Origin of the sequence: Streptomyces sp. NPDC012508, from assembly GCF_042902595.1 — a bacterium.
Taxonomy (GTDB): domain Bacteria; phylum Actinomycetota; class Actinomycetes; order Streptomycetales; family Streptomycetaceae; genus Streptomyces.
Map to the genome: position 1 here is coordinate 167,482 of NZ_JBIBEO010000011.1, position 21,462 is coordinate 188,943.

The 21,462-nt window shown below is 71.1% G+C and carries 21 protein-coding genes; 7 read left to right on the forward strand and 14 right to left on the reverse strand.

Annotated elements, in window-relative coordinates; genetic code table 11:
• Positions 1 to 17: 17 nt before the first annotated feature.
• From glpR to galU, 6 genes are all read right to left on the reverse strand, one after another.
• Entirely contained in the window at positions 18 to 1,073 is a 1,056-nt protein-coding gene (gene glpR, locus ACFY8U_RS32820) for a gephyrin-like molybdotransferase receptor GlpR (RefSeq protein WP_389575831.1), read from the reverse strand.
• 142 nt (positions 1,074 to 1,215) lie between these two features.
• Positions 1,216 to 1,839 (reverse strand): GNAT family N-acetyltransferase, encoded by a 624-nt coding sequence (locus ACFY8U_RS32825; RefSeq protein WP_389575832.1) that lies wholly within the window; start codon positions 1,837 to 1,839, stop codon positions 1,216 to 1,218.
• On the reverse strand, positions 1,836 to 2,360 hold the full coding sequence (locus ACFY8U_RS32830; RefSeq protein WP_389575984.1) for a molybdenum cofactor biosynthesis protein B: 525 nt from the start codon (positions 2,358 to 2,360) through the stop codon (positions 1,836 to 1,838). The genes ACFY8U_RS32825 and ACFY8U_RS32830 overlap by 4 nt, the downstream gene beginning before the upstream one ends.
• Positions 2,361 to 2,452: 92 nt before the next feature.
• Entirely contained in the window at positions 2,453 to 2,944 is a 492-nt protein-coding gene (gene moaC, locus ACFY8U_RS32835) for a cyclic pyranopterin monophosphate synthase MoaC (protein WP_361438438.1), read from the reverse strand.
• Between the two features lie 57 nt (positions 2,945 to 3,001).
• Positions 3,002 to 4,339, reverse strand: a complete 1,338-nt coding sequence (glp, locus tag ACFY8U_RS32840; protein WP_389575833.1) for a gephyrin-like molybdotransferase Glp — start codon at positions 4,337 to 4,339, stop codon at positions 3,002 to 3,004.
• 4 nt (positions 4,340 to 4,343) lie between these two features.
• Entirely contained in the window at positions 4,344 to 5,270 is a 927-nt protein-coding gene (gene galU, locus ACFY8U_RS32845) for a UTP--glucose-1-phosphate uridylyltransferase GalU (protein ID WP_389575834.1), read from the reverse strand.
• A gap of 104 nt (positions 5,271 to 5,374) precedes the next feature.
• On the opposite strand from galU, the gene ACFY8U_RS32850 reads away from it, so the two are divergent.
• Positions 5,375 to 5,992: a 5-formyltetrahydrofolate cyclo-ligase gene (locus ACFY8U_RS32850; protein WP_389575835.1), complete on the forward strand. Its 618-nt coding sequence runs from the start codon at positions 5,375 to 5,377 to the stop codon at positions 5,990 to 5,992.
• Here ACFY8U_RS32850 and ACFY8U_RS32855 read toward each other — a convergent pair.
• On the reverse strand, positions 5,982 to 8,705 hold the full coding sequence (locus tag ACFY8U_RS32855) for a penicillin acylase family protein (RefSeq protein ID WP_389575836.1): 2,724 nt from the start codon (positions 8,703 to 8,705) through the stop codon (positions 5,982 to 5,984). The genes ACFY8U_RS32850 and ACFY8U_RS32855 overlap by 11 nt on opposite strands.
• A gap of 269 nt (positions 8,706 to 8,974) precedes the next feature.
• Between ACFY8U_RS32855 and ACFY8U_RS32860 the strand changes: the two genes are divergently transcribed.
• From ACFY8U_RS32860 to mscL, 6 genes are all read left to right on the forward strand, one after another.
• The gene (locus ACFY8U_RS32860) at positions 8,975 to 10,495 is read left to right on the forward strand and encodes a potassium/proton antiporter (RefSeq protein ID WP_389575837.1); all 1,521 of its coding nucleotides are present in this window, start codon (positions 8,975 to 8,977) and stop codon (positions 10,493 to 10,495) included.
• A gap of 301 nt (positions 10,496 to 10,796) precedes the next feature.
• Positions 10,797 to 12,119, forward strand: a complete 1,323-nt coding sequence (locus ACFY8U_RS32865; protein WP_389575838.1) for an MFS transporter — start codon at positions 10,797 to 10,799, stop codon at positions 12,117 to 12,119.
• 68 nt (positions 12,120 to 12,187) lie between these two features.
• Positions 12,188 to 12,517, forward strand: a complete 330-nt coding sequence (locus ACFY8U_RS32870; protein WP_389575839.1) for an FmdB family zinc ribbon protein — start codon at positions 12,188 to 12,190, stop codon at positions 12,515 to 12,517.
• A 151-nt stretch (positions 12,518 to 12,668) separates the two neighbouring features.
• Positions 12,669 to 13,520 carry an S-methyl-5'-thioadenosine phosphorylase gene (locus tag ACFY8U_RS32875; RefSeq protein WP_389575840.1) on the forward strand — a complete coding sequence of 284 codons (852 nt, stop codon included), beginning with the start codon at positions 12,669 to 12,671 and terminating at the stop codon, positions 13,518 to 13,520.
• 156 nt (positions 13,521 to 13,676) lie between these two features.
• Positions 13,677 to 14,231, forward strand: a complete 555-nt coding sequence (locus ACFY8U_RS32880) for a hypothetical protein (protein ID WP_389575841.1) — start codon at positions 13,677 to 13,679, stop codon at positions 14,229 to 14,231.
• A gap of 123 nt (positions 14,232 to 14,354) precedes the next feature.
• Positions 14,355 to 14,972, forward strand: a complete 618-nt coding sequence (mscL, locus tag ACFY8U_RS32885; RefSeq protein WP_389575842.1) for a large conductance mechanosensitive channel protein MscL — start codon at positions 14,355 to 14,357, stop codon at positions 14,970 to 14,972.
• 19 nt (positions 14,973 to 14,991) lie between these two features.
• On the opposite strand, the gene ACFY8U_RS32890 is transcribed toward mscL, so the two are convergent.
• The 7 genes from ACFY8U_RS32890 to pflA all read right to left on the reverse strand — a co-directional run bounded on the left by ACFY8U_RS32890 (position 14,992) and on the right by pflA (position 21,310).
• On the reverse strand, positions 14,992 to 15,213 hold the full coding sequence (locus ACFY8U_RS32890; protein WP_389575843.1) for a hypothetical protein: 222 nt from the start codon (positions 15,211 to 15,213) through the stop codon (positions 14,992 to 14,994).
• Between the two features lie 109 nt (positions 15,214 to 15,322).
• On the reverse strand, positions 15,323 to 15,763 hold the full coding sequence (locus ACFY8U_RS32895) for a hypothetical protein (RefSeq protein ID WP_389575844.1): 441 nt from the start codon (positions 15,761 to 15,763) through the stop codon (positions 15,323 to 15,325).
• Positions 15,760 to 16,416, reverse strand: coding sequence for a Rieske (2Fe-2S) protein (locus ACFY8U_RS32900; RefSeq protein WP_389575845.1), 657 nt, complete (start codon positions 16,414 to 16,416; stop codon positions 15,760 to 15,762). Before ACFY8U_RS32900 ends, ACFY8U_RS32895 begins: the two co-directional genes overlap by 4 nt.
• The gene (locus ACFY8U_RS32905; RefSeq protein WP_361671807.1) at positions 16,416 to 17,012 is read right to left on the reverse strand and encodes a 4Fe-4S dicluster domain-containing protein; all 597 of its coding nucleotides are present in this window, start codon (positions 17,010 to 17,012) and stop codon (positions 16,416 to 16,418) included. Before ACFY8U_RS32905 ends, ACFY8U_RS32900 begins: the two co-directional genes overlap by 1 nt.
• A gap of 8 nt (positions 17,013 to 17,020) precedes the next feature.
• Positions 17,021 to 19,339, reverse strand: a complete 2,319-nt coding sequence (locus ACFY8U_RS32910; protein ID WP_389575846.1) for a molybdopterin oxidoreductase family protein — start codon at positions 19,337 to 19,339, stop codon at positions 17,021 to 17,023.
• Positions 19,336 to 20,409: an MFS transporter gene (locus ACFY8U_RS32915; RefSeq protein WP_389575985.1), complete on the reverse strand. Its 1,074-nt coding sequence runs from the start codon at positions 20,407 to 20,409 to the stop codon at positions 19,336 to 19,338. The genes ACFY8U_RS32910 and ACFY8U_RS32915 overlap by 4 nt, the downstream gene beginning before the upstream one ends.
• Before the next feature lie 106 nt (positions 20,410 to 20,515).
• Positions 20,516 to 21,310 (reverse strand): pyruvate formate-lyase-activating protein, encoded by a 795-nt coding sequence (gene pflA, locus ACFY8U_RS32920; RefSeq protein WP_389575986.1) that lies wholly within the window; start codon positions 21,308 to 21,310, stop codon positions 20,516 to 20,518.
• Between the last annotated feature and the right edge of the window lie 152 nt (positions 21,311 to 21,462).

Sequence of the window (21,462 nt, forward strand, 5' to 3'; positions counted from 1 at the left end):
GAGCCCCCGGCCGGGGGTCATTCGTTGGCCGCGCGCGGGCGGTCGTCGTCCGCGTACTGGTCGAAGAGCGGGGTGCGGCCGTGGTCGCGGCGGGCGCCGCGGGGCGGGGCCGTGCGCTGGCGCGGCGCCGGGTCCGGGGCGGCGGGCGGGGCCGGCTCCGGGGCCGCCGTGGAGGAGCGGGCCGAACTCCAGGTCTCCGGGTCCGTGATGTCGATGCCGCTCGTGGCGCGCGGGGCCACCGGGGCGGTGACGTACGTGGGGAGCGGGACCGGGACCGGCTCCCAGCTGTCGCCGCGGGCCGGGCCACGCTCGCGCTGCTGGTCCACCCACTCCGCGTGGTCCGTCTGCTCGACGAGCGCACGGCGGCCGGCCTCCTGCGGGGAGACCGCGGGGGCCGGTTCGGGCTCGGGTCGGGCCGGCTGCTCCTCCTCCGGCTCGGCGGGCGCGGCCGGACGGCGCGGGCGGCTCTCGCGCAGCCGTGCCGCCGCTGCCTCGGCGCGCCGACGGTCCATCACGTACACGAAGCGCCGGCGCTCCGTCGTCCGCAGATGCACGATGTACGCGCTCAGCAGCACCGCGGGGGCGGCCGGCGCCCACAGGAACGCCAGGCCGCCGACGGCGGCGACGACCGCGCCGAGGGTGAAGGCGAGGAAGAGGACGACCGTCGTCCGCCGGCGCCGGGCGAGGACCTTGCCCCGGCGGGCGCGCTCGGCGGCCGCCTTCGAGGGCCGTCGAACGGGAGCCGGTTCGCGCTTGCGGTCCGGGCCGTGGTCCTGTTCCGGGACCTCCAGACGGGCTTCCGTCCTGGCCGCGGGCGCGGAGAAGGCCCGGACGTCGACCGAGCTCAAATGCTCCGTCTCCACGTCCGGGTCCACGTCGGGCTCCCGGTCCTTCAGCTCCTTGGCGTACCGGCGCTCCATTCCCGCCCGTCCGGACAGCAGCCGGATGGCGGTGCTGAAGCGTTCCGTCGGGCGGGCCTCGTTGAGCTCGTCCTGCCTGCGGAGCCACATCGGCACCAAGTAGGCGGCCCAGGCCCCGACGATGACTGCGTAGATGAGGCCGCTGCTGCTCACGCCTCACACCGTAGAGGGGTTCCGTTACGGGCATCGGCCAATTGGCCCGGTGTGTCGCACGATCTGGCTGATATCACTGAACTTTTTTGTGATTGTTCAGATCGATTGGCGATCAACTGCTGATTGAATTCGAACATTTATTTCATTGGGCGGGATGGGCGGGACGCGCCTGGTGCCAGCGCCTCAGCAGCCCGTGGGGGACTTCCTCCGCCGTGAGAGCGAAGACGAGGTGGTCCCGCCACGCCCCGTCGATGTGGAGGTAGCGCGGCCGCAGCCCCTCCTCCCGGAATCCCAGTTTCTCGACGACCCGGCGCGAGGGGCCGTTCTCCGGCCGAATACAGACCTCGAGCCGGTGCAGACCGACCGTACGGAAGCAGTGGTCGGCCACGAGCGCGACCGCCGTCGGCATCACGCCCCGGCCCGCCACCGCGCTGTCCACCCAGTACCCGACATGGCCCGAGCACATCGAGCCCCAGGTGATCCCCGCCACCGTCAGCTGACCGACCAGCTCACCCCGGTACTCGATCACGAACGGCAGCATCCGGCCCGCGTTCGCCTCGGCCCGCAGATGCCGGACCATCTGGCGATACGTCGGCCGCTGCGCGACCGGGCCACCGGGCGCCGGGGGCGGGATCGTCGCCTCCCAGGGGCGCAGCCAGTCCCGGTTGCGCCGGTTCACCTCACGCCAGGCCCGCTGGTCGCGCATCTTTATGGGGCGCAGCACCACATCGCCGTCGGCGAGGACCACGGGCCAGGTCGGAATCATGACGGTCTCGGGTGGTCGCCGCCACGCATCTGGTCGACCGCGTGCACGAGCAGGGGTTCCAGGACGGCGAGGCCGTCGCGGACCCCGCCCGCGGAGCCCGGCAGGTTCACGATCAGCGTCCCGCGCGCGACCCCGGCGAGGCCACGGGAGAGCGCCGCGGTGGGCACCTTCTCCCGGCCGTACGCGCGGATCGCCTCGGCGATGCCGGGGATCTCGTGGTCGATGACCCGGCGGGTGGCCTCGGGCGTGGCGTCGGTCGGCGAGATGCCCGTCCCGCCGGTGGTGAGGATGACGTCGTACCCGGCCTCGACCCCGGCCCGCAGCGCCGCCTCGACGGGAGCGCCGTCCGGCACGACCTGCGGGCCGTCGACCGCGAAGCCCATCCGCGCCAGGCCCTCGGCGATCAGCGGCCCGCCCTTGTCCTCGTACACCCCGGCCGCCGCCCGGTTCGAGGCGGTGACGACGAGGGCGGCGTAGGGGGCGGTGAGGGCGCCGCCGAGGCCGGCGCCGAGCGCCGGCACGACCTGCTCGTCGAGAGTCGGCTCTTCGTGAGCCCGGCCCTCGCCGGCCTGGTCCCCGTGGCCGTGCGCCCCGGTCACCCGGCCCCCGCGCGTCACGACTCGGCCCCTTCCCGGGTCCAGTCGCCCGACTTGCCGCCCGTCTTCTCCTCCACCCGTACGTCGGTGATGACCGCGCCCTTGTCGACCGCCTTGATCATGTCGACCACCGTCAGCGCGGCCACCGAGACCGCCGTCAGGGCCTCCATCTCGACGCCCGTGCGGTCCGTCGTCTTCACGGTCGCCAGGATCTCCACCGCGTCGTCCGCGACCGTGAGGTCCAGCTTCACGCCCGAGACCGCCAGCGGGTGGCAGAGTGGGATCAGGTCCGGGGTCTTCTTGGCGCCCATGATCCCGGCGATCCGGGCGGTGGCGAGCGCGTCGCCCTTCGGTACGCCCTCGCCCCGCAGCAGCTCGATCACGCGCGGCGAGACCAGGACGCGGCCACTGGCGCGCGCGGTCCGCGCCGTGACGTCCTTCGCCGAGACGTCGACCATGCGGGCCGCCCCCGCCTCGTCGATGTGGGTGAGTCCTTGCTGCGTGCTCATGGCCGTGACACTCCCGGTCGCTGTGTGGGACGCCACGGTACCGCCACCAGGCCCTCTTCAGCCGAGGAGGACCACGTCCAGCTCGGCGCCGGGCGCCACCTCCATGGTCTCCTCCGGTACGACGAGCAGCGCGTTCGCGTGCGCGAGCGCCGCGATCAGGTGGGAGCCCGAGCCGCCCACCGGAGTGACGGTCCCGGACTCGGCGTCGTACGTCCCGCGCAGGAACTGGCGGCGGCCCGAGGGGGACCGCAGCGGCTTGCCGGCCGCCAGCTCGGCCCGGACCCGCGGCCGGTGGAGGTCGCCGAGGCCCATCAGGGCCCGGATCGCGGGCCGCACGAAGAGCTCGAAGGACACGTACGAGGAGACCGGATTGCCCGGCAGCGCGAGCAGCGGGGTGTGGTCGGGGCCGATCGTGCCGAAGCCCTGCGGCTTGCCCGGCTGCATGGCCAGCTTGCGGAAGTCGACCTGGCCCTCGAACTGGCCGGCCGCCGTCAGCGCCTCCTTGACCACGTCGTACGCGCCGACGCTGACCCCGCCCGTGGTGACGAGGAGGTCGGCGCGGATCAGCTGGTCCTCGATCGTGGCGCGCAGGGTGTCGGCCTCGTCGGTGACGGCGCCGACCCGGTAGGCGATGGCTCCGGCGTCGCGCGCGGCGGCCGCGAGCGCGAAGCTGTTGGAGTCGTAGATCTGGCCCTCGCCCAACTCCTCGCCGGGCTGTGCCAGTTCGCTGCCGGTGGAGATCACGACGACCCGCGGGCGGGGGCGCACGCGGACGGTGGCGCGGCCGATCGCGGCGAGCAGCCCGATCTGCGGCGGCCCGAGGACCGTGCCCGCCTCCAGGGCCAGGTCACCGGCCTGGACGTCGCTGCCCCGCGCGCGGACGTGCGCGCGGGCCTCGGCGGACCGGTGGACGCGGACCTCGCCGCCCGCGCCCTCGGGGTCGGCGCTGGCGGCCCGCATCCCGGTCGCGGCGCCCTCGCCCGTACCGCCGTCGGTCCACTCGACCGGGACGACGGCCTCGGCGCCGGGCGGCAGCGGGGCGCCGGTCATGATCCGGGCGGCCTGACCGGGGCCGACGACGGGCAGGCCGCCGGCGCCCGCGGCCACGTCACCGATCACGGTCAGGACCGCGGGGAACTCCTCGGTGGCACCGGCGACATCGGCGACCCGGACCGCGTACCCGTCCATGGAGCTGTTGTCGAACGGGGGCAGCGCGACCGGCACCGTGACGTCCTCGACCAGGACGCAGCCCTGGGCGTCGGGCAGCTGCAACTCGATGGGTTCGAGCGGGACGATCGCCCCGAGGACGTCGTCCAGGTGCTCGTCCACCGACCACAGGTCGCGCGAGGGACCCGCGCAGGGATCGCCGGACACCGGTGCCGTACTGCTGCTCAAGGTGCTACATCTCCTCGCTGACATAACTGCGGAGCCAGGTCCGGAAGTCCGGTCCCAGGTCTTCACGTTCGCACGCCAGTCTGACAATGGCACGCAGATAGTCCCCGCGGTCGCCGGTGTCATAGCGGCGGCCCTTGAAGACCACGCCGTGGACCGGACCCCCGATCTTCCCCTCGCCGCTCGGTGCCGACTGGTACGTCTTGGCGAGCTTCTGCAGGGCGTCGGTCAGCTGGATCTCGCCGCCGCGGCCCGGCTCGGTCTCACGCAGTATGTCGAAGATGGCCGGATCCAGAACATAGCGGCCGATGATCGCGTAGTTGCTGGGCGCCTCGTCCGCGTCCGGCTTCTCGACCAGATCCGTCACCCGCACGACGTCGGAGTCGGCCGTCGCCTCGACCGCCGCACAGCCGTACAGATGGATCTGCTCGGGCTCGACCTCCATGAGCGCGATCACGCTGCCGCCTTCACGCTCCTGGATGTCGACCATCCGGGCCAGCAGCGGGTCGCGCGGGTCGATCAGGTCGTCGCCGAGCAGCACGGCGAAGGCCTGGTCGCCGACGTGCGGGGCCGCGCAGAGCACGGCGTGCCCGAGGCCGCGCGGTGCGCCCTGACGCACGTAGTGCATGGTGGCGAGGTCGCTGGACTCCTGCACCTTGGAGAGCCGCTCCTCGTCGCCCTTGCGGGCGAGCGCCTCCTCCAGCTCGTAGTTCCGGTCGAAGTGGTCCTCCAGGGGCCGCTTGTTCCGACCGGTGATCATGAGGACGTCCGAGAGTCCGGCCGCTACGGCCTCCTCGACGACGTACTGGATCGCGGGCTTGTCGACGACCGGCAGCATTTCCTTCGGCGTGGCCTTGGTGGCCGGGAGGAAGCGCGTGCCGAGACCGGCGGCCGGGATGACAGCCTTGGTGATCCTGGGAGGCGACTGAGTCATGCGGAGCACCATAGCCGTTCGGAATGAGAGGAAGATGGGGCTCCGATTAACTTCCTGTGCATAACGACAGGTACGAGAGGTTAGTGAGCCCACGTGATGTCCCGATGACGGCAGACATGTCCGACGACAAGGCCGCGTTGCGTCGCCAACTCCTCGCCGCTCGCGCCCGGCTGACCAGCCATGATGTCGAAGCCGCGGGAGAGCGGCTCGCGCGGGGTGCGCGGGACCTCGCCGAGCTGGCGGAGGCCTCGACCGTCGCCGCCTACGTGTCGGTGGGCCGCGAGCCGGGCACGCGCGCGTTGCTGGACGCCCTGCGCGCGAACGGCGCCCGTGTCCTGCTCCCCGTACTGCTGCCCGACAACGATCTCGACTGGGCCGCGTACGAGGGTGCGGAGCGTCTGGCGAAGGCCGGCCGCGGCCTCCTGGAGCCGACCGGTCCGCGGCTCGGCCCCGATGCCGTGTGCGCGGCGGACGTGGTCCTGCTGCCCGGCCTCGCGGTCGACGGCCGCGGGATGCGGCTCGGCCGGGGCGGCGGCTCGTACGACCGCGTCCTCGCCCGGCTCGCGCGGGCGGGCGCCGACCCGGCGCTCGTGGTGCTCCTCTACGCGAACGAGGTGGTCGCGCGGGTCCCGGAGGAACCGCACGACCACCCCGTGCACGCGGTGGTGACCCCGGAGGGGGTCAGGCGCTTCGAGCACCCTCAGGAGCCTTCTACGGCTTGAGGAGCAGCGTGTCCTTCGTCGAGGCGTCGACCGCCGCCTTGCCGAAGGACCAGTCGAGCAGCTCGCCCTTGACCCACTTGTCGGTCTGGTCGGTGTAGTGGTCGTGGTACGCGTGACCGGAGGCGCCCGACAGGTTGATCCAGCGGGAGCGGTCCCAGTCGCCGACGTTCACGACCATCCGCATCGACGGCACCCAGACGACCTCGTAGCCGCCCGCCGCGTTCCAGCCGGTCGCGTTCACCGCCGCCTCTCCGCCGCCCAGGTTCCACGGGCCGCGGTTGAGCATGGACTGGACGAATCCGGGTCCCGCGGTGCCGAGCGTCTGGTTCTGCAGGGTCAGCTGGTGCAGCCGGCCCCAGCTCCAGGTGGAGACGTCCTTGCCGAGCTTGGCGGTCAGCTCCCAGCGGGCGTCCTCCATGGCGCGGGCGAGCAGCTGGTCACGGTTCTCGGTGGCCTGGTCCGTGCGGTTGGCCTCGGTCTTCCACCACGCGCTGTTCTCCTGCTTGAGCAGCGGGCGGACCACCTCGTACCAGCGGTCGCCGCCGTCCGGCTGCGCCGTGTCCCCGTCGCGCTCGCCGCACTCCCGTACGCGCTTGTTCTGCTCGTCGACCGGGAGGCCGGTGGAGTCGGCCGGGCGGACGCTGATGCAGTCGCCCTCGGCCCGCAGCTCCTTGGGCAGCTTGTCGCCGAAGGCGAGCTTGAGGACGTTGCGCCAGACCGCGTTGAAGTACGCGGCGGCGGCCGAGTCGGGCTCCTGGGTGTAGTCCCAGCCCTCGAGCAGCTTCTGCGCCTCGCGGACGTACGGGTCCGAGATGTCGATCTTCAGCAGGAGCGGGTTGAGCAGGGTCGCGATCTCGCTGCGGTTGTCCATCTGCATGGTCCGCATGTCGTCCGGCGAGATCTTCCCGCCGTCCTTGATCTTCGACTCGATGAGGTCGTTTATCCGCTGGCTGCGCGAGCCGTAGCCCCAGTCCTCCGTCAGGAGGTAGGGGTACTTGTCGGCGTCGACGACGGCCTGGTTGGCGGTGACGATGTAGCCGCGGTCGGGGTTCTGCTCGTACGGCAGCTCGTCGTACGGGATGTAGCCCTTCCAGCGGTACGAGGAGTCCCAGCCGGGCGCCGGCACGGTGCCGTCGCCCTTGGCGCGCCGCGGGATCTTGCCCGGCGCCTGGTAGCCGATGTTCTCGGCGTCGGCGTAGATCAGGTTCTGGGAGGGGACGGTGAAGTCCTCGGCGGCGGCGCGGAACTCCTTGAAGTTCTTCGCGCGGTTGAGCCTGAAGACCGCGTCCATGGACTTGCCGGGCTGCAGGGCGGTCCACTGGAGGGAGACCCCGTAGCCGGTGCCACGGTCCGGGGCGACGTTGCCGACGGGCGCCTTCTGGCCGACCTTCTCCAGCTCGGAGGAGCGGTCGGAGACCAGCGGGCCGTGCTCGGTCGAGCGGACCGTGATCTTCCGGCTGCCGCCTCCAGCGATCTTGATGGTCTCCTCGCGGGTCGTGAACTCCTTGGTCCTGCCGTCCACCACGTAGCCGTCGTCCCCGACCTTCTCCAGGTACAGGTCGGTGACGTCGGCGCCCAGGTTGGTGAAGCCCCAGGCGATGTTGTCGTTGTGGCCGATGATCACGCCCGGCATGCCGGAGAAGGTGTAGCCGGCGACGTCGTAACGGCAGGTCGCCGAGACGGAGCGGCAGTGCAGACCCATCTGGTACCAGAGCGACGGCAGCATCGGGGCGAGGTGCGGGTCGTTGGCGAGGAGCGGCTTGCCGGAGGTCGTGTACTCCCCGGAGACGACCCACGAGTTCGAGCCGATTCCGTTGCCGTTGGGGCCGAGCAGCGCGGGGATGTCGTCGAGGGAGTCGGAGAGCGCGCCGAGCTGCGACTGCATGCCCTCCAGGGCGCCGCCCGGCGTGGTCCCGCTGCCGTCGTCGTTCTTCTTCGCCTTGGCCTTCGGGTCGAACGCGTCGGTCGCCTTGTCCACCGCGCCGTTCTGCACGATCGGCTGGTGCAGCTCGTACGGGTACCCCGGGTAGAGGTCCTTGATCTGCTGCTCGCTCAGCCGGCTCGTCATCAGGGAGCGGTCGATCTCGTCCTGCATGTTGCCGCGCAGGTCCCAGGCCATGGCCTTGAGCCAGGCCACCGAGTCCACCGGGGTCCACGGCTCGATCGCGTAGTCGTTGGAGAAGGCGAGCGCCGCGTACTCGACGGAGATGTCGGCGGACTCCTTGCCCTTGAGGTAGGCGTTGACGCCCTCGGCGTAGGCCCGGAGGTTCTTCTTCGTCTCCGCCGACAGGACCTTGTCGTACTCGTCCTGCGCGACCTCGCGCCAGCCCAGGGTGCGCAGGAAGGCGTCGGTGTCGACCTGGCTCTTGCCGAACATCTCGGAGAGGCGGCCTGCCGTCATATGACGGCGGACGTCCATCTCGTAGAAGCGGTCCTGCGCCTGGACGTAGCCCTGCGCGCGGAAGAGGTCGGCCTCGGTGTCGGCGTAGATCTGCGGCACCCCGTAGGCGTCGCGCTTGACCTCGACCTCGCCGGAGAGGCCGTCGAGCCGGAGTTCGCCCGTCGTCTGAGGGAACGAGGCACGGACGGTGCTGACGCCCCAGTACCCGCCGAAGCCGACGCCCGCGACCAGTGCGAGGACCAGGACGAGGACGATCAGGCGGGCGCGTCGCCCCTTCTTCTTGGCGGGAGGCGCGGTCGTGTTGGAGGGCATCGCTGTCCTTCGAGGGGCAGGGTGGTCCTGGAGTACGGGAGCAACCTTAGGCGCAGCCTCCGGACGGCCCGGACGCGGTGTCACCAAGAGGGCCACCCAAGATCGCACTGGCGATCGAGGACAAGCAAGGAACGCGTCAAGAAAGCGTTAAAGATTAGGTAAGGTAACGAAGTACCGGCTGCTGGAGGAACGATCCGGCCGCACGCGAGGGGAAGGATCGGCCACTGACTGTCCACGAGCTCAATGAACTCCTGCTCATCTGCTCGCTCGTGCTGCTCATCGCTGTCGCGGCGGTGCGGATCTCGTCCCGGAGCGGGCTCCCCAGCCTGCTGCTGTATCTCGGGATCGGGGTCGCGATCGGGCAGGACGGGATCGGCAACGTCGCCTTCGACAACGCCGAACTGACCCAGGTGATCGGCTATGCCGCACTCGTGGTGATCCTGGCCGAGGGTGGCCTGGCCACCAAGTGGAAGGAGATCAAACCCGCGTTGCCCGCGGCGGTCGTGCTGTCGACCGTCGGCGTCGCGGTGAGCGTGGGCATCACGGCCGCGGCCGCCCACTATCTGGTCGGCCTGGACTGGCGCCAGGCGCTGATCATCGGCGCGGTCGTCTCCTCGACGGACGCCGCCGCCGTCTTCTCCGTCCTGCGCAAGGTGCCGCTGCCCTCGCGCGTGACCGGTGTCCTGGAAGCCGAGTCCGGCTTCAACGACGCCCCGGTCGTCATCCTCGTCGTCGCCTTCTCCGCCGTCGGCCCGGTCGACTCCTGGTACGTCCTCGTCGGCACGATCTTCCTGGAGCTGGCCATCGGCGCCGCCGTCGGCCTCGGGGTCGGCTTCCTCGGCGCCTTCGGGCTGCGGCACGTCGCCCTGCCCGCCTCCGGCCTCTACCCGATCGCCGTCATGGCCATCGCCGTCACGGCGTACGCGGCGGGCGCGCTGGCCCACGGCTCGGGCTTCCTCGCCGTCTACCTGGCCGCGATGGTCCTCGGCAACGCGAAGCTGCCGCACGCCCCCGCCAACCGCGGCTTCGCCGAGGGGCTCGGCTGGATCGCCCAGATCGGCATGTTCGTCCTGCTCGGCCTGCTGGTCACCCCGACCAAACTGGCCGACGACTTCTGGCCCGCAGTCGTGATCGGCCTGGTCCTGACGGTGGTGGCGCGGCCCATGGAGGTCTTCGTCAGCCTGCTGCCGTTCCGTATCCCCTGGCAGGAACAGGCCCTGATGTCCTGGGCCGGCCTGCGCGGAGCCGTCCCCATCATTCTCGCCACCATCCCGATGGTGTCCGGGATCGAGGGCAGCGAACGGGTCTTCAACATCGTCTTCGTGCTCGTCGTCGTCTACACCCTCGTCCAGGGCCCGACGCTGCCCTGGCTGGCCAAGGCGCTGAAGCTGGGCGGCTCCTCCGAGGCCGCCGACCTGGGCGTCGAGTCGGCCCCGCTGGAGCGGCTGCGCGGACACCTGCTGTCCGTCGCCATCCCGGAGGGGTCGAAGATGCACGGCGTGGAGGTCGCGGAGCTGCGCCTCCCGGCCGGGGCCGCGGTCACCCTCGTCGTACGGGAGGACAAGAGCTTCGTGCCCGGTCCGGCGACCGTGCTGCGGCGCAACGACGAACTCCTCGTCGTCGCGACCGACCCGGTGCGGGACGCCACCGAGCGGCGGCTCCGGGCCGTCGGACAGGGCGGAAAGCTGGCCGGCTGGCTGGGGACGGGCGGCGCGACGGCCGTGTCGGAGCCCAAGGGCCCGCACTCGCACTGGCCGCATCTGCCCTTCACCAAGCGAACGTCCGATTAATCACAGGCGTACTTTCGAACGAAAGGGCGTTTTCCCAGGCGGGAAGACGCCCCTTCCCTGTACCATGAAGGCACACTAGATCGAACCAACTCTGCCTGACGCAGAGCTGGCGCGACCGTATGGCGGCCGTGACGCCCTCCGCAGTGGGGCCCGGTATCTACCGCAGTTCCGCGCATGAGGACAGCTCTCGGCGGCGCCCGCACCACCGTGCACGGGCGCGCTACCAGGCGGCAGAAAGGCAAGGACCGTGGTGTCCACGGTCACTTCTGACACGCCTGACACGTCCGTGACGAAGACGGACATGACCGATGTACCCGGCACCACCGGGAAGACCGGTGAGACGGGCAAGGCCGCGAAGGCCGCGAAGGCCTCCGGCAAGCGTGCCGGATACGGGCAGCTCCTGCGCACCCCCGGGGCGCTGTCGTTCCTGCTCCCCGGCTTCGCCGCCCGGCAGCCGTTCGCGATGCTGACGATCGGCATCGTCCTGCTCGTCCAGCACACCACCGGCTCGTACGGCAGCGCCGGCGCGGTCGCCGCCGTCACCGGCGTCTCCATGGCGATGTTCGCCCCGCAGAGCGGCAAGCTCGCCGACCGCTTCGGCCAGCGCGCCGTCCTGGTTCCCGGAGTGCTGATCCACTCCGCCGCGGTCTCCCTCCTCGTCGTGCTCGCCCTGGCGGGCGCCCCGATGTGGGCCCTCTTCCTCGCCGCCGTACCGGCCGGTGCCTCCGTCCCGCAGATCGGGCCGATGGTCCGCGCCCGCTGGGCGGCGAAGCTGGAGAAGTCCCCGCTGATGCCGACGGCCGCGGCCTTCGAGTCGGTCACGGACGAGTTCACCTTCGTCGTCGGTCCGGTCCTCGCCACCGCGCTCTGCACCGGCGTGCACCCGGCGGCCGGTCTGATCGCCGAGGCGGCGCTCACGCTCTTCGGCGGTCTGTTCTTCGCCGCCCAGCGGAGCACCCAGCCCGCCCACGGCCTCATCGCAGCCGCCGCCGGCGGGCCGCGCGTCTCCGCCCTGTCGATCCCCGGCGTACGGGTTCTGGCCATCGCCTTCCTGGGCATCGGCTCGGTCTTCGGCGGTATGCAGGTCTCGCTGACCGCGTTCTCCGAGGAGATCGGCAACCCCGGCGCCAACGGTCTGCTGTACGGGATCTTCGCCGCGGGCAACATGCTCGCGGGCATCGCGTGCGGCGCGGTGGCCTGGAAGATCGGCCCGCGCAAGCGTCTGATCCTGGGCTACGCCGGACTGACCGTGGCGGCCTCGCTGCTCTGGTCGGCGCAGTCCGTGCTGCTGCTCGGCGCGCTCGGCCTGATCGTGGGTCTGTGCATCGCCCCGGCCCTGATCACGGGCTACACCATCGTCGAGACCCTGGTCCCGGCCTCCGCCAGGACCGAGGCCTTCACCTGGCTCACCGGCGCCGTGGCGCTGGGGCAGGCGGCGGCCGTGACGGTCGCCGGCCGCCTCGCCGACGAGCAGGGCTCGAGCGCCGGATTCCTGGTGCCGCTGGTGGGCACGGCGCTCGCCCTGGCCACGCTCCTGGCGCTGCGCTCGCGACTGTCCCCCCGGGCGTCGGGCCGGGTCGCGGCGCGTGGTATCGGTCACCGAGTGCCGGTGACGGTGGACTGATCCCGCGGAATACGTCACTATGGATCGTCGTTAGCACTCGATGAGTGTGAGTGCCAGGAGGAAGACAAGTGCCGACCTACCAGTACCAGTGCACCGAGTGCGGCGAGGGCCTCGAGGCGGTGCAGAAGTTCACCGATGACGCGCTGACCGAGTGCCCGAGCTGCAAGGGACGCCTGAAGAAGGTGTTCTCGGCGGTCGGCATCGTCTTCAAGGGTTCCGGCTTCTACCGGAACGACAGCCGCGGCTCGTCGAGCTCCAGCTCCCCCGCGTCGTCGTCGTCGAAGTCCGCCGCGTCGTCGACCTCCTCGTCGTCCTCGGACGCGAAGCCGGCCGCTTCGTCGAGCTCGTCCGCGTCCTCGACGTCGAGCGCGTCGAGCAGCTCCAGCTCGGCCGCCTGATCCAGGTCTCGCGACCCCGGTTCTCACGGAAGCCCCACCGCTGTGCGCGGTGGGGCTTTCGCCGTTCCCGGGGCCGATGAGCCGTTCCCAGGGCCGATGAGCCGTTCCCGGGGCCGATGAGCCGTTTCTTCAGGCCGATAATGTGACCGGCATGGCGACCAACGCGTTTGCGGACATCGGTGTGATCGGCGGCTCGGGCTTCTACTCCTTCCTTGAGGACGTGACGGAGGTGTCCGTCGACACCCCGTACGGCAGCCCCAGCGACCGCCTCTTCCTCGGCGAGGTGGCGGGGCGGCGGGTCGCCTTCCTGCCCCGGCACGGCCGGAGCCACACACTGCCGCCGCACCGGATCAACTACCGCGCCAACCTCTGGGCGCTGCGCTCGGTGGGCGTACGGCAGGTGCTCGGACCGTGCGCGGTGGGCGGTCTGCGGGAGGAGTACGGGCCCGGCACCCTCGTCGTACCGGACCAGCTGGTCGACCGGACGAAGGCGCGGGCGCAGACGTACTTCGACGGGGAGCCGCTGCCGGAGGCCTGGGGCGGGGCCGTGCCGAACGTCGTGCACACCACCTTCGCCGACCCCTACTGCCCGGACGGGCGGCGGGTGGCGCTGAAGGCGGCCCGGGGGAAGGGCTGGGAGCCCGTGGACGGCGGCACGATGGTCGTCGTCGAGGGGCCTCGGTTCTCCACCCGCGCGGAGTCGCGCTGGCATGCGGCGGCGGGCTGGTCGGTGGTCGGCATGACCGGGCACCCGGAGGCGGTCCTCGCCCGGGAGCTGGGGCTCTGCTACACCTCTCTGGCGCTGGTCACGGACCTGGACGCGGGCGCGGAGACGGGCGAGGGGGTCTCGCACACGGAGGTCCTGAAGGTGTTCGGCGCGAACGTGGGGCGACTGCGGGAGGTCCTCTTCGACGCGGTCGGCGCGCTGCCGGACACTGCGGACCGGGACTGTCTGTGCACGCACGCGCACGACGGCTGGGACCTGGGGATCGAGCTTCCGTAGTGGCTCCGTGAATCCCCCCGGGGAGTGAGGGAGTTGTCCACAAGCGGCGAGTGATCCACAGGCCGCAGCGGGATGTTCGCGGAGCCGGGATGGTGGGTGCGGTTCTCCGGACGGCCGGAGGACGGTACGACTCCTTTCCTGACAGGCGGTGCTGCCATGACGACCTCAGCTTCCCCGGGCCCCCTTCCGTACGCCGACCACTCCCCCGTACCCGCGACATGCGCGGTCCCGCCGTTCGAACCGTTGCGGGTACGGGGCGGGCGGCAGCGGCTGCGCCGGGCGCTGCGGCGCCGGCGGCGGACCCCGGCGGCGATCCTCGCGATGAGCGCGGCCGCGTTCGCGGTCGCGGGCGGGGGCGAGGTCTCCGCCGGCCATCCCCCGCCCACGGCGGCGCGGGAGCGGCACCGGCCGCCTGTGGTGCGGCTGGTGTCGGCGCCGGTGCGGATCGCCGACGCGGAGGCCGTGCGACTGCTGCGGCCCGGTGACCGGGTGGACGTGATCGCCGCGCCCAACTCGCCGATGGGCGGAGGCGGTAGCGGGGGCGGTGAGGCGCGCGTGGTCGCCAGGGGCGCCCGAGTGGCCGACGTTCCACGCATGGGTGAGACTCGTCCGGACGGTGGGGCGTTGGTCGTCCTGTCCGTTCCACGGCCGACGGCTGCGGCTCTGGCCGGTGCGGGTGTCACGTCCCAACTGGCGGTGGCATTGTGCTGATTCGCACGGACTGCCTGTCAAGTAACCGTTCCGTGTGTACGGATTGGACGCATCTGCATCATGCGCGGCCTAATGGCAACGCTACTTGCACAGCTTCTTGCACGAGCGACGAAAGGCACCCGGGTGAGTCCGAAGAACGAAGGCGTGGTGGCAGGCTTCAAGGCCTTCCTCATGCGCGGCAATGTGATCGACCTCGCGGTGGCGGTGGTCATCGGTGCCGCGTTCACCAACATCGTGAACTCGGTGGTCAAGGGTGTCATCAACCCGCTGGTCGGCGCCTTCGGCACGAAGGACCTGGAGAGCTACCGTTCCTGCCTCAAGGGTCCGTGTGTGGTCGACGACGCGGGGAACGTGGTCTTCGGCATCCCGATCATGTGGGGCCTGGTGCTCAGCGCCGTCCTCAGCTTCCTGATCACTGCGGCCGTCGTCTACTTCCTGATGGTGCTTCCGATGGCGAAGTACCTGGCCAGGCGGGCCGCCCACGACAAGGCGAAGCAGGGCGTCCAGGAGACGCTGGAGATCAGCGAGCTGGAGGTCCTGAAGGAGATCCGCGACCTGCTCGCCGCCGGGCGGGGCCCGGACTCGGGCAACGGCGACGGCACGGACACGGGAACCGGTACGGGTTCAGGAACCGGTTCCGGTACGGGTTCAGGAACCGGTTCCGGTCCGCGCACGGGCTCCGGCGGAAGCGGCACCGGGACCGGAACTGCGACCGGGACCGGGACGCACCCCACCCCCTAGCCGGCGACTCGCACCGGCATCAGAGGTGGTGCGGCGGCTTCTCTTCGAGGAAGCGCGCAAGATCGGCGGCACTGTCGCTGCCACCGTGAGGCCGCTCGCCCCACCCGCGGTCCGTATCGTCCGCGGACTGCTGGTCCAGCGGATCGTCGAAGATCAGCTTCGGCTTCGTGGTGTTCTCGTGGTTGGACTCATTGCCGGGCTGCTCCGGGTCTCGCGGGCCGTGGGCGGGGGCGGTGCTCATACGTCCAGGGTACGCCGGGTGCGCGGCCCTGAACCCTGTGATTTCGGCGCTCCCGGCAGCCCGGTCGGCGGTCCTGCGGCGGCCCGGTCGGCGGTCTCGGGCCGACCGGTCAGCGGTCCTTCGGGTCGAGCAGCCACAGGCCGAGGACGACGAGGAACGACAGGACGAGGAAGCCGGCCCCCCACCAGGCCGTGCCGGTGTCCCCGGCCATCCACTCGTCGACCACGATCGTCAGTCCCCAGAGCTGGCCGATGAGGACCGTGAGGGCCAGGGCCAGGCGGGCGCTCAGTTTCGACGAGCGCTCGGGCTCCTGTTCCGTACCGGCGCCCGGGCCCGGGCCGGTGTGGCGGACCCGGGGGTCGCCGTAGCCGCTGGTGGGCCGGATCTGCGGATAGCGCTCGTGGACCGGACGGTTCAGCCGGGGCTGCGCGCTCCCGGGGGTGTAGGCGGGGCGCGGCGGCTGGTCGGGCGCGGCGCCGGGGCCCTGGTGGGGGGCGCCCGGGGGGCGGCCGGGGACCTCGGGGTCCCGGGGGAAGGGCGTGTCGGTCATGTGCGCTCGCTCCTCGTGACGGCGCCGCGTGCGGAGGCGCCCGGGCAGTCGAGGCGCTCGGCCAGATCCGGGCGGTCGGCCCCGAGCTGACGGCACAGGCCCTCTTGGACGCTCTCCCCGGAGCGGGTGGTGCCGACGGCCCAGACACTGCCGTCGGCCTCCTCCACCAGGAGCACCTTCGGCAGCGCCCGCGGGGGCGGGCCCGCGGTCACTGCTCCCGTACGGGCGTCGAAGATCCCTTCGTGGCAGGGGCAGTACAGCTCGCCCTCGCTGCCGCGGTCCTTGCGCCAGAGCACGGCGCAGGCGAGGTGGGTGCAGACGGCCGAGTAGCCGGCGAGGGTGCCGTCCTCCATGCGGATCGCGACCGCGCGGTCCGCCTCCTCCGGGTAGCGGAAGGCGAGGGACTCGCCGGGCAGCAGCTGGTCGGCGATCTTCTTCGGTTCGGGCGTCCCGTCGGAGTCGCCGTGGCGGTGCAGGATCCCGGAGGCGACGCCGATGCCTCCGATGGCCAGGCCGCCGGAGACGGTGGCGACGATCCGGAGGTAGTCGCGCCGGGTGGTGAGCGAGTCGGCGGCGATGCGGTCGTGCAGCGCCTCCTGGGCGGCGTCGGCCGCGCCCTGGCCGTCGGCGGGGGGCTGCTCCGTGACGCTCATCAGACAGCCTTCCCGTTGATCTCGACGACGGGGAGCCCGCCGGGGACCGGCCATTGGACCTTGTCGGCGGGGACGACCATCGCCACTCCGGTGGAGACCGTGGTCGAGCCGAAGGTGAAGGAGTCGGCGACCTGGACGCCGGGCCGCTCGGCCTGGAGCTCTTCGAGGGTTCCGTAGAAGAGGGCGCCGGTGGGGCAGACCGTGGCGCACATCGGGGCGAGTCCGTAGGCGGTGCGGTCGTAGCAGAGGTTGCACTTCATCTGCAGCTTCGCCTGGAGGTCGATCTTCGGGACGCCGAAGGGGCAGGCGTTGACGCAGTTGGCGCAGCCGATGCAGCGGGTGGTGTCGGCCTGCTGCACCACGCCGTCGGCGGTGACGAGGATGGCGTCGGCGGGGCAGACCTCGGCGCAGGGGGCGACCGGGTCCTCGCAGTGCATGCAGACCGTGGGAAGGGAGGCGACGGAGTGCCCCTCGTCGGGGTAGTCGAGATGGATCATCGACTTGCCGCGGTGCGAGTCGCACTCGCGGCAGGCCGAGACACACGCCTGGCAGCCGATGCAGCGCCCGGGGTCGATGAAGATCGTGCGGCCCATCATGAGCGGCGTCAGTTCCTCTCCGCGGTGCCACGGCCCTGCGGGGACGTGGGCGGCAGGGGGTCGGTACGGGAGACCTGCGTCTCCGGGTAGGCGCGGTGCCCGGGGGCGGTCGGGGGTTCGGGTACCTCGTCGATCCGCTCCGCGGCCTCGATGCGAGCCGCGCAGACCTTGTACTCGGGGATCTTGGAACGGGGGTCGAGGGCGTCGATGGTGAGGGCGTTGGCGGCGGTGGGGACCGGCCAGTGGTACGGCACGAAGACGGTGTCGGGGCGGATCGCCTCGGTGACCAGGGCGGGGAAGACCTCGCTGCCGCGGCGGGTGACGACGCGGACGGGTTCGCCGTTGCGGAAGCCGTGGGAGGGGTGGACCTCCACCCAGGGCCGCGGGGTCTGTTCGACGAGGGCGCCCAGGCGACGGGTCTGGTTGCCGGAGAGGAAGTGGGCGACGGTGCGGCCGGTGGTGAGCGAGAGGGGGTACTCCTCGCTGTACGGGTCCATCGGCGGGTGCCATTCGACGACCTGCATATGGATCTTGCCGTCCGGGTGGTAGGTCCTGCCGTCCTCGAAGAGGCGCGGGGTGCCCGGGTGGTCGGTCGTGGGGCAGGGCCAGGCGATGCCGCCGGTCTCCTCCAGGCGTTCGTACGTGATGCCGTAGTAGTCGTTGACCGTTCCGGCCGACGCGACACGGAGCTCCTCGAACACCGAGCGGGAGTCGGGGAAGGCGAACTTGTCCCCGGCGCCCAGGCGCCTGGCGAGCTCGCAGATCACCCAGGTGTCGGTGCGGACCCCGGCGGGCGGTTCCTGCGCCTTGTTGTGCTTGACGACCCTCGCCTCGGCGTTGGCCATCACGCCTTCGTCCTCGGCCCAGACGGTGACCGGGAAGACGACGTGCGCGTTGGCCGCGGTCTCTGAGGGAAAGAAGTCGAACTGGGCGTGGAACTGGAGGGTGTCGTAGCCGTTCTTGACGGTCCCGTAGTTGGGGAGGGAGACGAAGGGGTTGTTGCAGATACCGATCAGTCCGCGGATCTCCTCGCGCTGCATCTGCCAGACCATCTCCATCATGGAGGTGCCTGCGGACGGGAGTTCGGTCTCCTCGATGCCCCAGATCTCGCAGATCTGGCGGCGGTGCTCGGGGTTGGTGATCGAGCGGCCGCCGGGCAGCAGGTCGGACTTCTGGCCGTGCTCCCGGCCGCCCTGACCGTTGCCCTGGCCGGTGATCGTGCCGTAGCCCGCGCCCGGCTTGCCGATGTTCCCGGTGGCGGTGCACAGGTTGATGATCGTCAGGCAGTTCTCGACGCCCTGGGAGTGGTGTTCGACGCCGCGGGCGTGCCAGGCCATGGCCCGGTCCGCGCCGGCGAACATCCGGGCGGTGCGCACGATCTGCTCCTCGGGCACGCCGCAGATCTCGGCCGAGCGGGACGGCGGGTAGGCCTCGACGGTCCTCTTCACCTCGTCCCAGCCGGTGGTGTGGCCGGCGAGATAGGCCTCGTCGGTGAGGCCCTCGGCGACGATCACGTGCAGGACGGCGTTGAAGAACGCGGAGTCGGTGCCCGGCTTGAGGGCGACATGGAGGTCGGCGGTGCGGGCGATGGCCGTCTCACGGGGGTCGACGACGATCAGGGACGCCCCGCGGTCCCGGGCTCCCCAGAGGTACTGGGTCATCACGGGGAAGCATTCGCCGACGTTGGAGCCGGCGATGAGGAGGCAGTCGGTGAGGAGGATGTCGGAGAACGGGTTGCCGGCCCGGTCGATGCCGAAGGCCAGCTTGTTGGCTCCGGCGGCGGAGACCATGCACAGGCGCCCGTTGTAGTCGACGTGCCGGGACTTCAGGGCCACGCGGGCGAACTTGCCGACGAGATACGTCTTCTCGGAGTAGAGGCTGGCCCCGCCGAGCAGGCCGAAGGAGTCGTTGCCGTACTCGGCCTGGATGCGGCGGATCTCGGCGACGGTGAAGTCGAGCGCCTCCTCCCAGCTCGCCTCGCGGAACTCCTCGTCGCGGTTGCGGCGCATCAGCGGGGCGGTCAGCCGGTCGGGGTGGTTGACCTGTTGATACGCGTTGATGCCCTTGGGGCAGAGCCGCATCCGGTTGATGTCGTGGTTGCGGGGTTCCACACCGAAGACCTTGCCGCCGTTGTCGACACGGAGGTACATGCCGCACTGGACGCCGCAGAAGCAGCAGTGGGTGGGGACGAGCGTCTCGCCGTTCTGGTCGGCGTGCCAGCGGTCGGCGGGGATGCCGCCGGCGTCCCGGAAGTTACGGGTGCCGGGCGGGGCGATCGAGGGGTCGAGCGGGAGCTGTTGGTGCCGGCCCACGTGCTGCTGGGTCACTTGAAGCCCTTCTTGACGTGGGTCAGATAGGCGCTGCCGCGCATCACGCGCTTGCAGCGGGGGCAGTACTCCGGACCTTGGTCGAAGCCGAGCTTGAGATCGCGCATGGTGCCCTGGAGGTTCTCGACGTAGGGGGCGGTGTCGATGGGTTCCTGGCAGCGGCGGCAGGCGAGGACCTCGTCGCCTTCCTTGCGTCGGGAGGTGTACTTGAAGAGCTGCATACCGACGGCCGCGGGCCGCTGCACGATGTGGAAGAACTTCCCGAACGGGATGTAGATGAGGGTGAAGACCACCGACACCATGTGCAGGATCGCCAGGAACTCGTATCCGCCGCCGTGCAGGAAGATCGACGAGAAGGTGAGCAGGAGCCCGGTCACGGAGATGACGATGAGAGCGATCAGCGGGACCAGGTCGTAGGCGAAGCGCTGGCCGGTGATGGCACCGCGGTCCTTCATCCGGCGCCACAGGAAGTAGGAGGCGCCGGGGATGACGAGGACGGCGGCGACGTCGAGGCCGTGGAACATCAGCCAGCCGACGATGTTCAGGGAGTCGAAGCCGAGGACCTTGAAGCCCCAGATGCGCATCTCGTAGCCGGGCCCCGACCCGGTGGACGAGGTGAAGGTGAACCAGCCCCAGGTCAGCGGGAAGGTGATCAGGGCGGCCAGGATGCAGCCCCAGAAGATCAGCTGGTGTGCCGCCCAGCGGGCATGGGACCGGGCGCCGAGGAACTTCTGGAAACCGAGATAGGTGGCGATCATCTTCGGCAGCGCGGTGGGGGCCTTGCGGAAGTTGGCGGCCGAGAAGAAGGAACGCCAGCCCTGCTTGAAGAGACGGCGGGCACCCGGCGCGGAGATCCAGACGGTGTAGCGGTAGGCCACGCCGAAGGCGAGGAAGACGGTGGCGACGGCGTACGGGAGGAGCGCCGAGTCGAAGTCGCGCAGAAGCCGGCTGCCGAGGACGATCGCGACGATCAGCAGCGCGGAGACGGCGGTTCCGGCGAGCGCGGCCCGGCGGCGTACGTCGGCCGGGGTCTGGCGGCGCACATCGGGGGGCGTCTGGGCGACGGGCACGGGGCCCTGCGGTTGCTCGGTCAGGGGTGGCTCGGTCACGCGGACACGCTAGGGCGATTTGCCAGAATTAAGCCTGTTTTGCGGGCCGGGTGAGTGAGCGTGTCGCTCAGATGGCGTTCAGGCCGTGGGAGCGGAAGACGGCACGGGCCTCGTCGAGCCGGCCGGGGGTCGGCGAGGGGGTGCCGTGGAGGGTGAAGGGCATGGCGAGTGCTTGCCACTTCGCTTCGCCGAGCTTGTGGAAGGGGAGGATGTCGACGCGCGAGACATTGCCCAGACCGGCGGCGAAGGCGGCGACTCCCTCGATGTTCGAGGGGTCGTCGGTGAGGCCCGGGACGAGCACGAAGCGGACGTGGACCTCCTGGCCGAGGCGAGCGAGGCGGCGGGCGAAGTCCAGGGTCGGCTTCAGCGGCCGGCCGGTGACCTTCTTGTACGTGTCCGGGTCCCAGGACTTGATGTCGAGAAGGACGAGGTCGGTGTCGCGCAGCAGGGCGTCGGTGGCGCGGGCGCCCAGGAAGCCGGAGGTGTCGAGCGCGGTGTGGAGTCCGAGCTCGTGCTTCATCCGGTGGAGCAGCTCGCCGGCGAACACGGGCTGGAGAAGGGGCTCGCCTCCGGAGACGGTGGCCCCGCCTCCGGAGGCCGAGATGAAGCGGGTGTACTTCCGCGCTTCGGCGATCACGTCGTCGGCGGAGGTGCGTGTGCCGCTCCGCATCCGCCAGGTGTCGGGGTTGTGGCAGTAGAGACAGGTCAGCGGGCAGCCGGAGAGGAAGGTGACGAAGCGGGTGCCGGGGCCGTCGACGCCGGTCGACACGTCCCAGGAGTGCACCGAGCCCTCTGAGGGCCGGCGGGTGACCGCAGCGGCCGGTGTCGCGGGGCCGAGAGCGGTGGTGCCGGTGGTGCCCATGGTGCCGGTCGCGCCGGTCGCGCCGGCCATGGAGGTCTTCGTCGTGGTCGTCGTCGTGGTCGTCGTCGGCGTCGTCGCCGAGGTCATGGCAGGACCTCTCCGTTCCGAAGGGGTGCGAGGCACCGGGGCCGAGATGTGCACAGGCCCCGGGC

Bases quoted from the DNA above. Each gene is read 5' to 3' on its own strand.
- ACFY8U_RS32825 (WP_389575832.1), bottom strand. From the start codon at position 1,839: ATGATTCCGACCTGGCCCGTGGTCCTCGCCGACGGCGATGTGGTGCTG.
- moaC (WP_361438438.1), bottom strand. From the start codon at position 2,944: ATGAGCACGCAGCAAGGACTCACCCACATCGACGAGGCGGGGGCGGCC.
- galU (WP_389575834.1), bottom strand. From the start codon at position 5,270: ATGACTCAGTCGCCTCCCAGGATCACCAAGGCTGTCATCCCGGCCGCC.
- ACFY8U_RS32850 (WP_389575835.1), top strand. From the start codon at position 5,375: ATGACGGCAGACATGTCCGACGACAAGGCCGCGTTGCGTCGCCAACTC.
- ACFY8U_RS32855 (WP_389575836.1), bottom strand. From the start codon at position 8,705: ATGCCCTCCAACACGACCGCGCCTCCCGCCAAGAAGAAGGGGCGACGC.
- ACFY8U_RS32865 (WP_389575838.1), top strand. From the start codon at position 10,797: ATGACCGATGTACCCGGCACCACCGGGAAGACCGGTGAGACGGGCAAG.
- ACFY8U_RS32875 (WP_389575840.1), top strand. From the start codon at position 12,669: ATGGCGACCAACGCGTTTGCGGACATCGGTGTGATCGGCGGCTCGGGC.
- ACFY8U_RS32880 (WP_389575841.1), top strand. From the start codon at position 13,677: ATGACGACCTCAGCTTCCCCGGGCCCCCTTCCGTACGCCGACCACTCC.
- ACFY8U_RS32890 (WP_389575843.1), bottom strand. From the start codon at position 15,213: ATGAGCACCGCCCCCGCCCACGGCCCGCGAGACCCGGAGCAGCCCGGC.
- ACFY8U_RS32895 (WP_389575844.1), bottom strand. From the start codon at position 15,763: ATGACCGACACGCCCTTCCCCCGGGACCCCGAGGTCCCCGGCCGCCCC.
- ACFY8U_RS32900 (WP_389575845.1), bottom strand. From the start codon at position 16,416: ATGAGCGTCACGGAGCAGCCCCCCGCCGACGGCCAGGGCGCGGCCGAC.
- ACFY8U_RS32905 (WP_361671807.1), bottom strand. From the start codon at position 17,012: ATGATGGGCCGCACGATCTTCATCGACCCCGGGCGCTGCATCGGCTGC.
- pflA (WP_389575986.1), bottom strand. From the start codon at position 21,310: ATGGGCACCACCGGCACCACCGCTCTCGGCCCCGCGACACCGGCCGCT.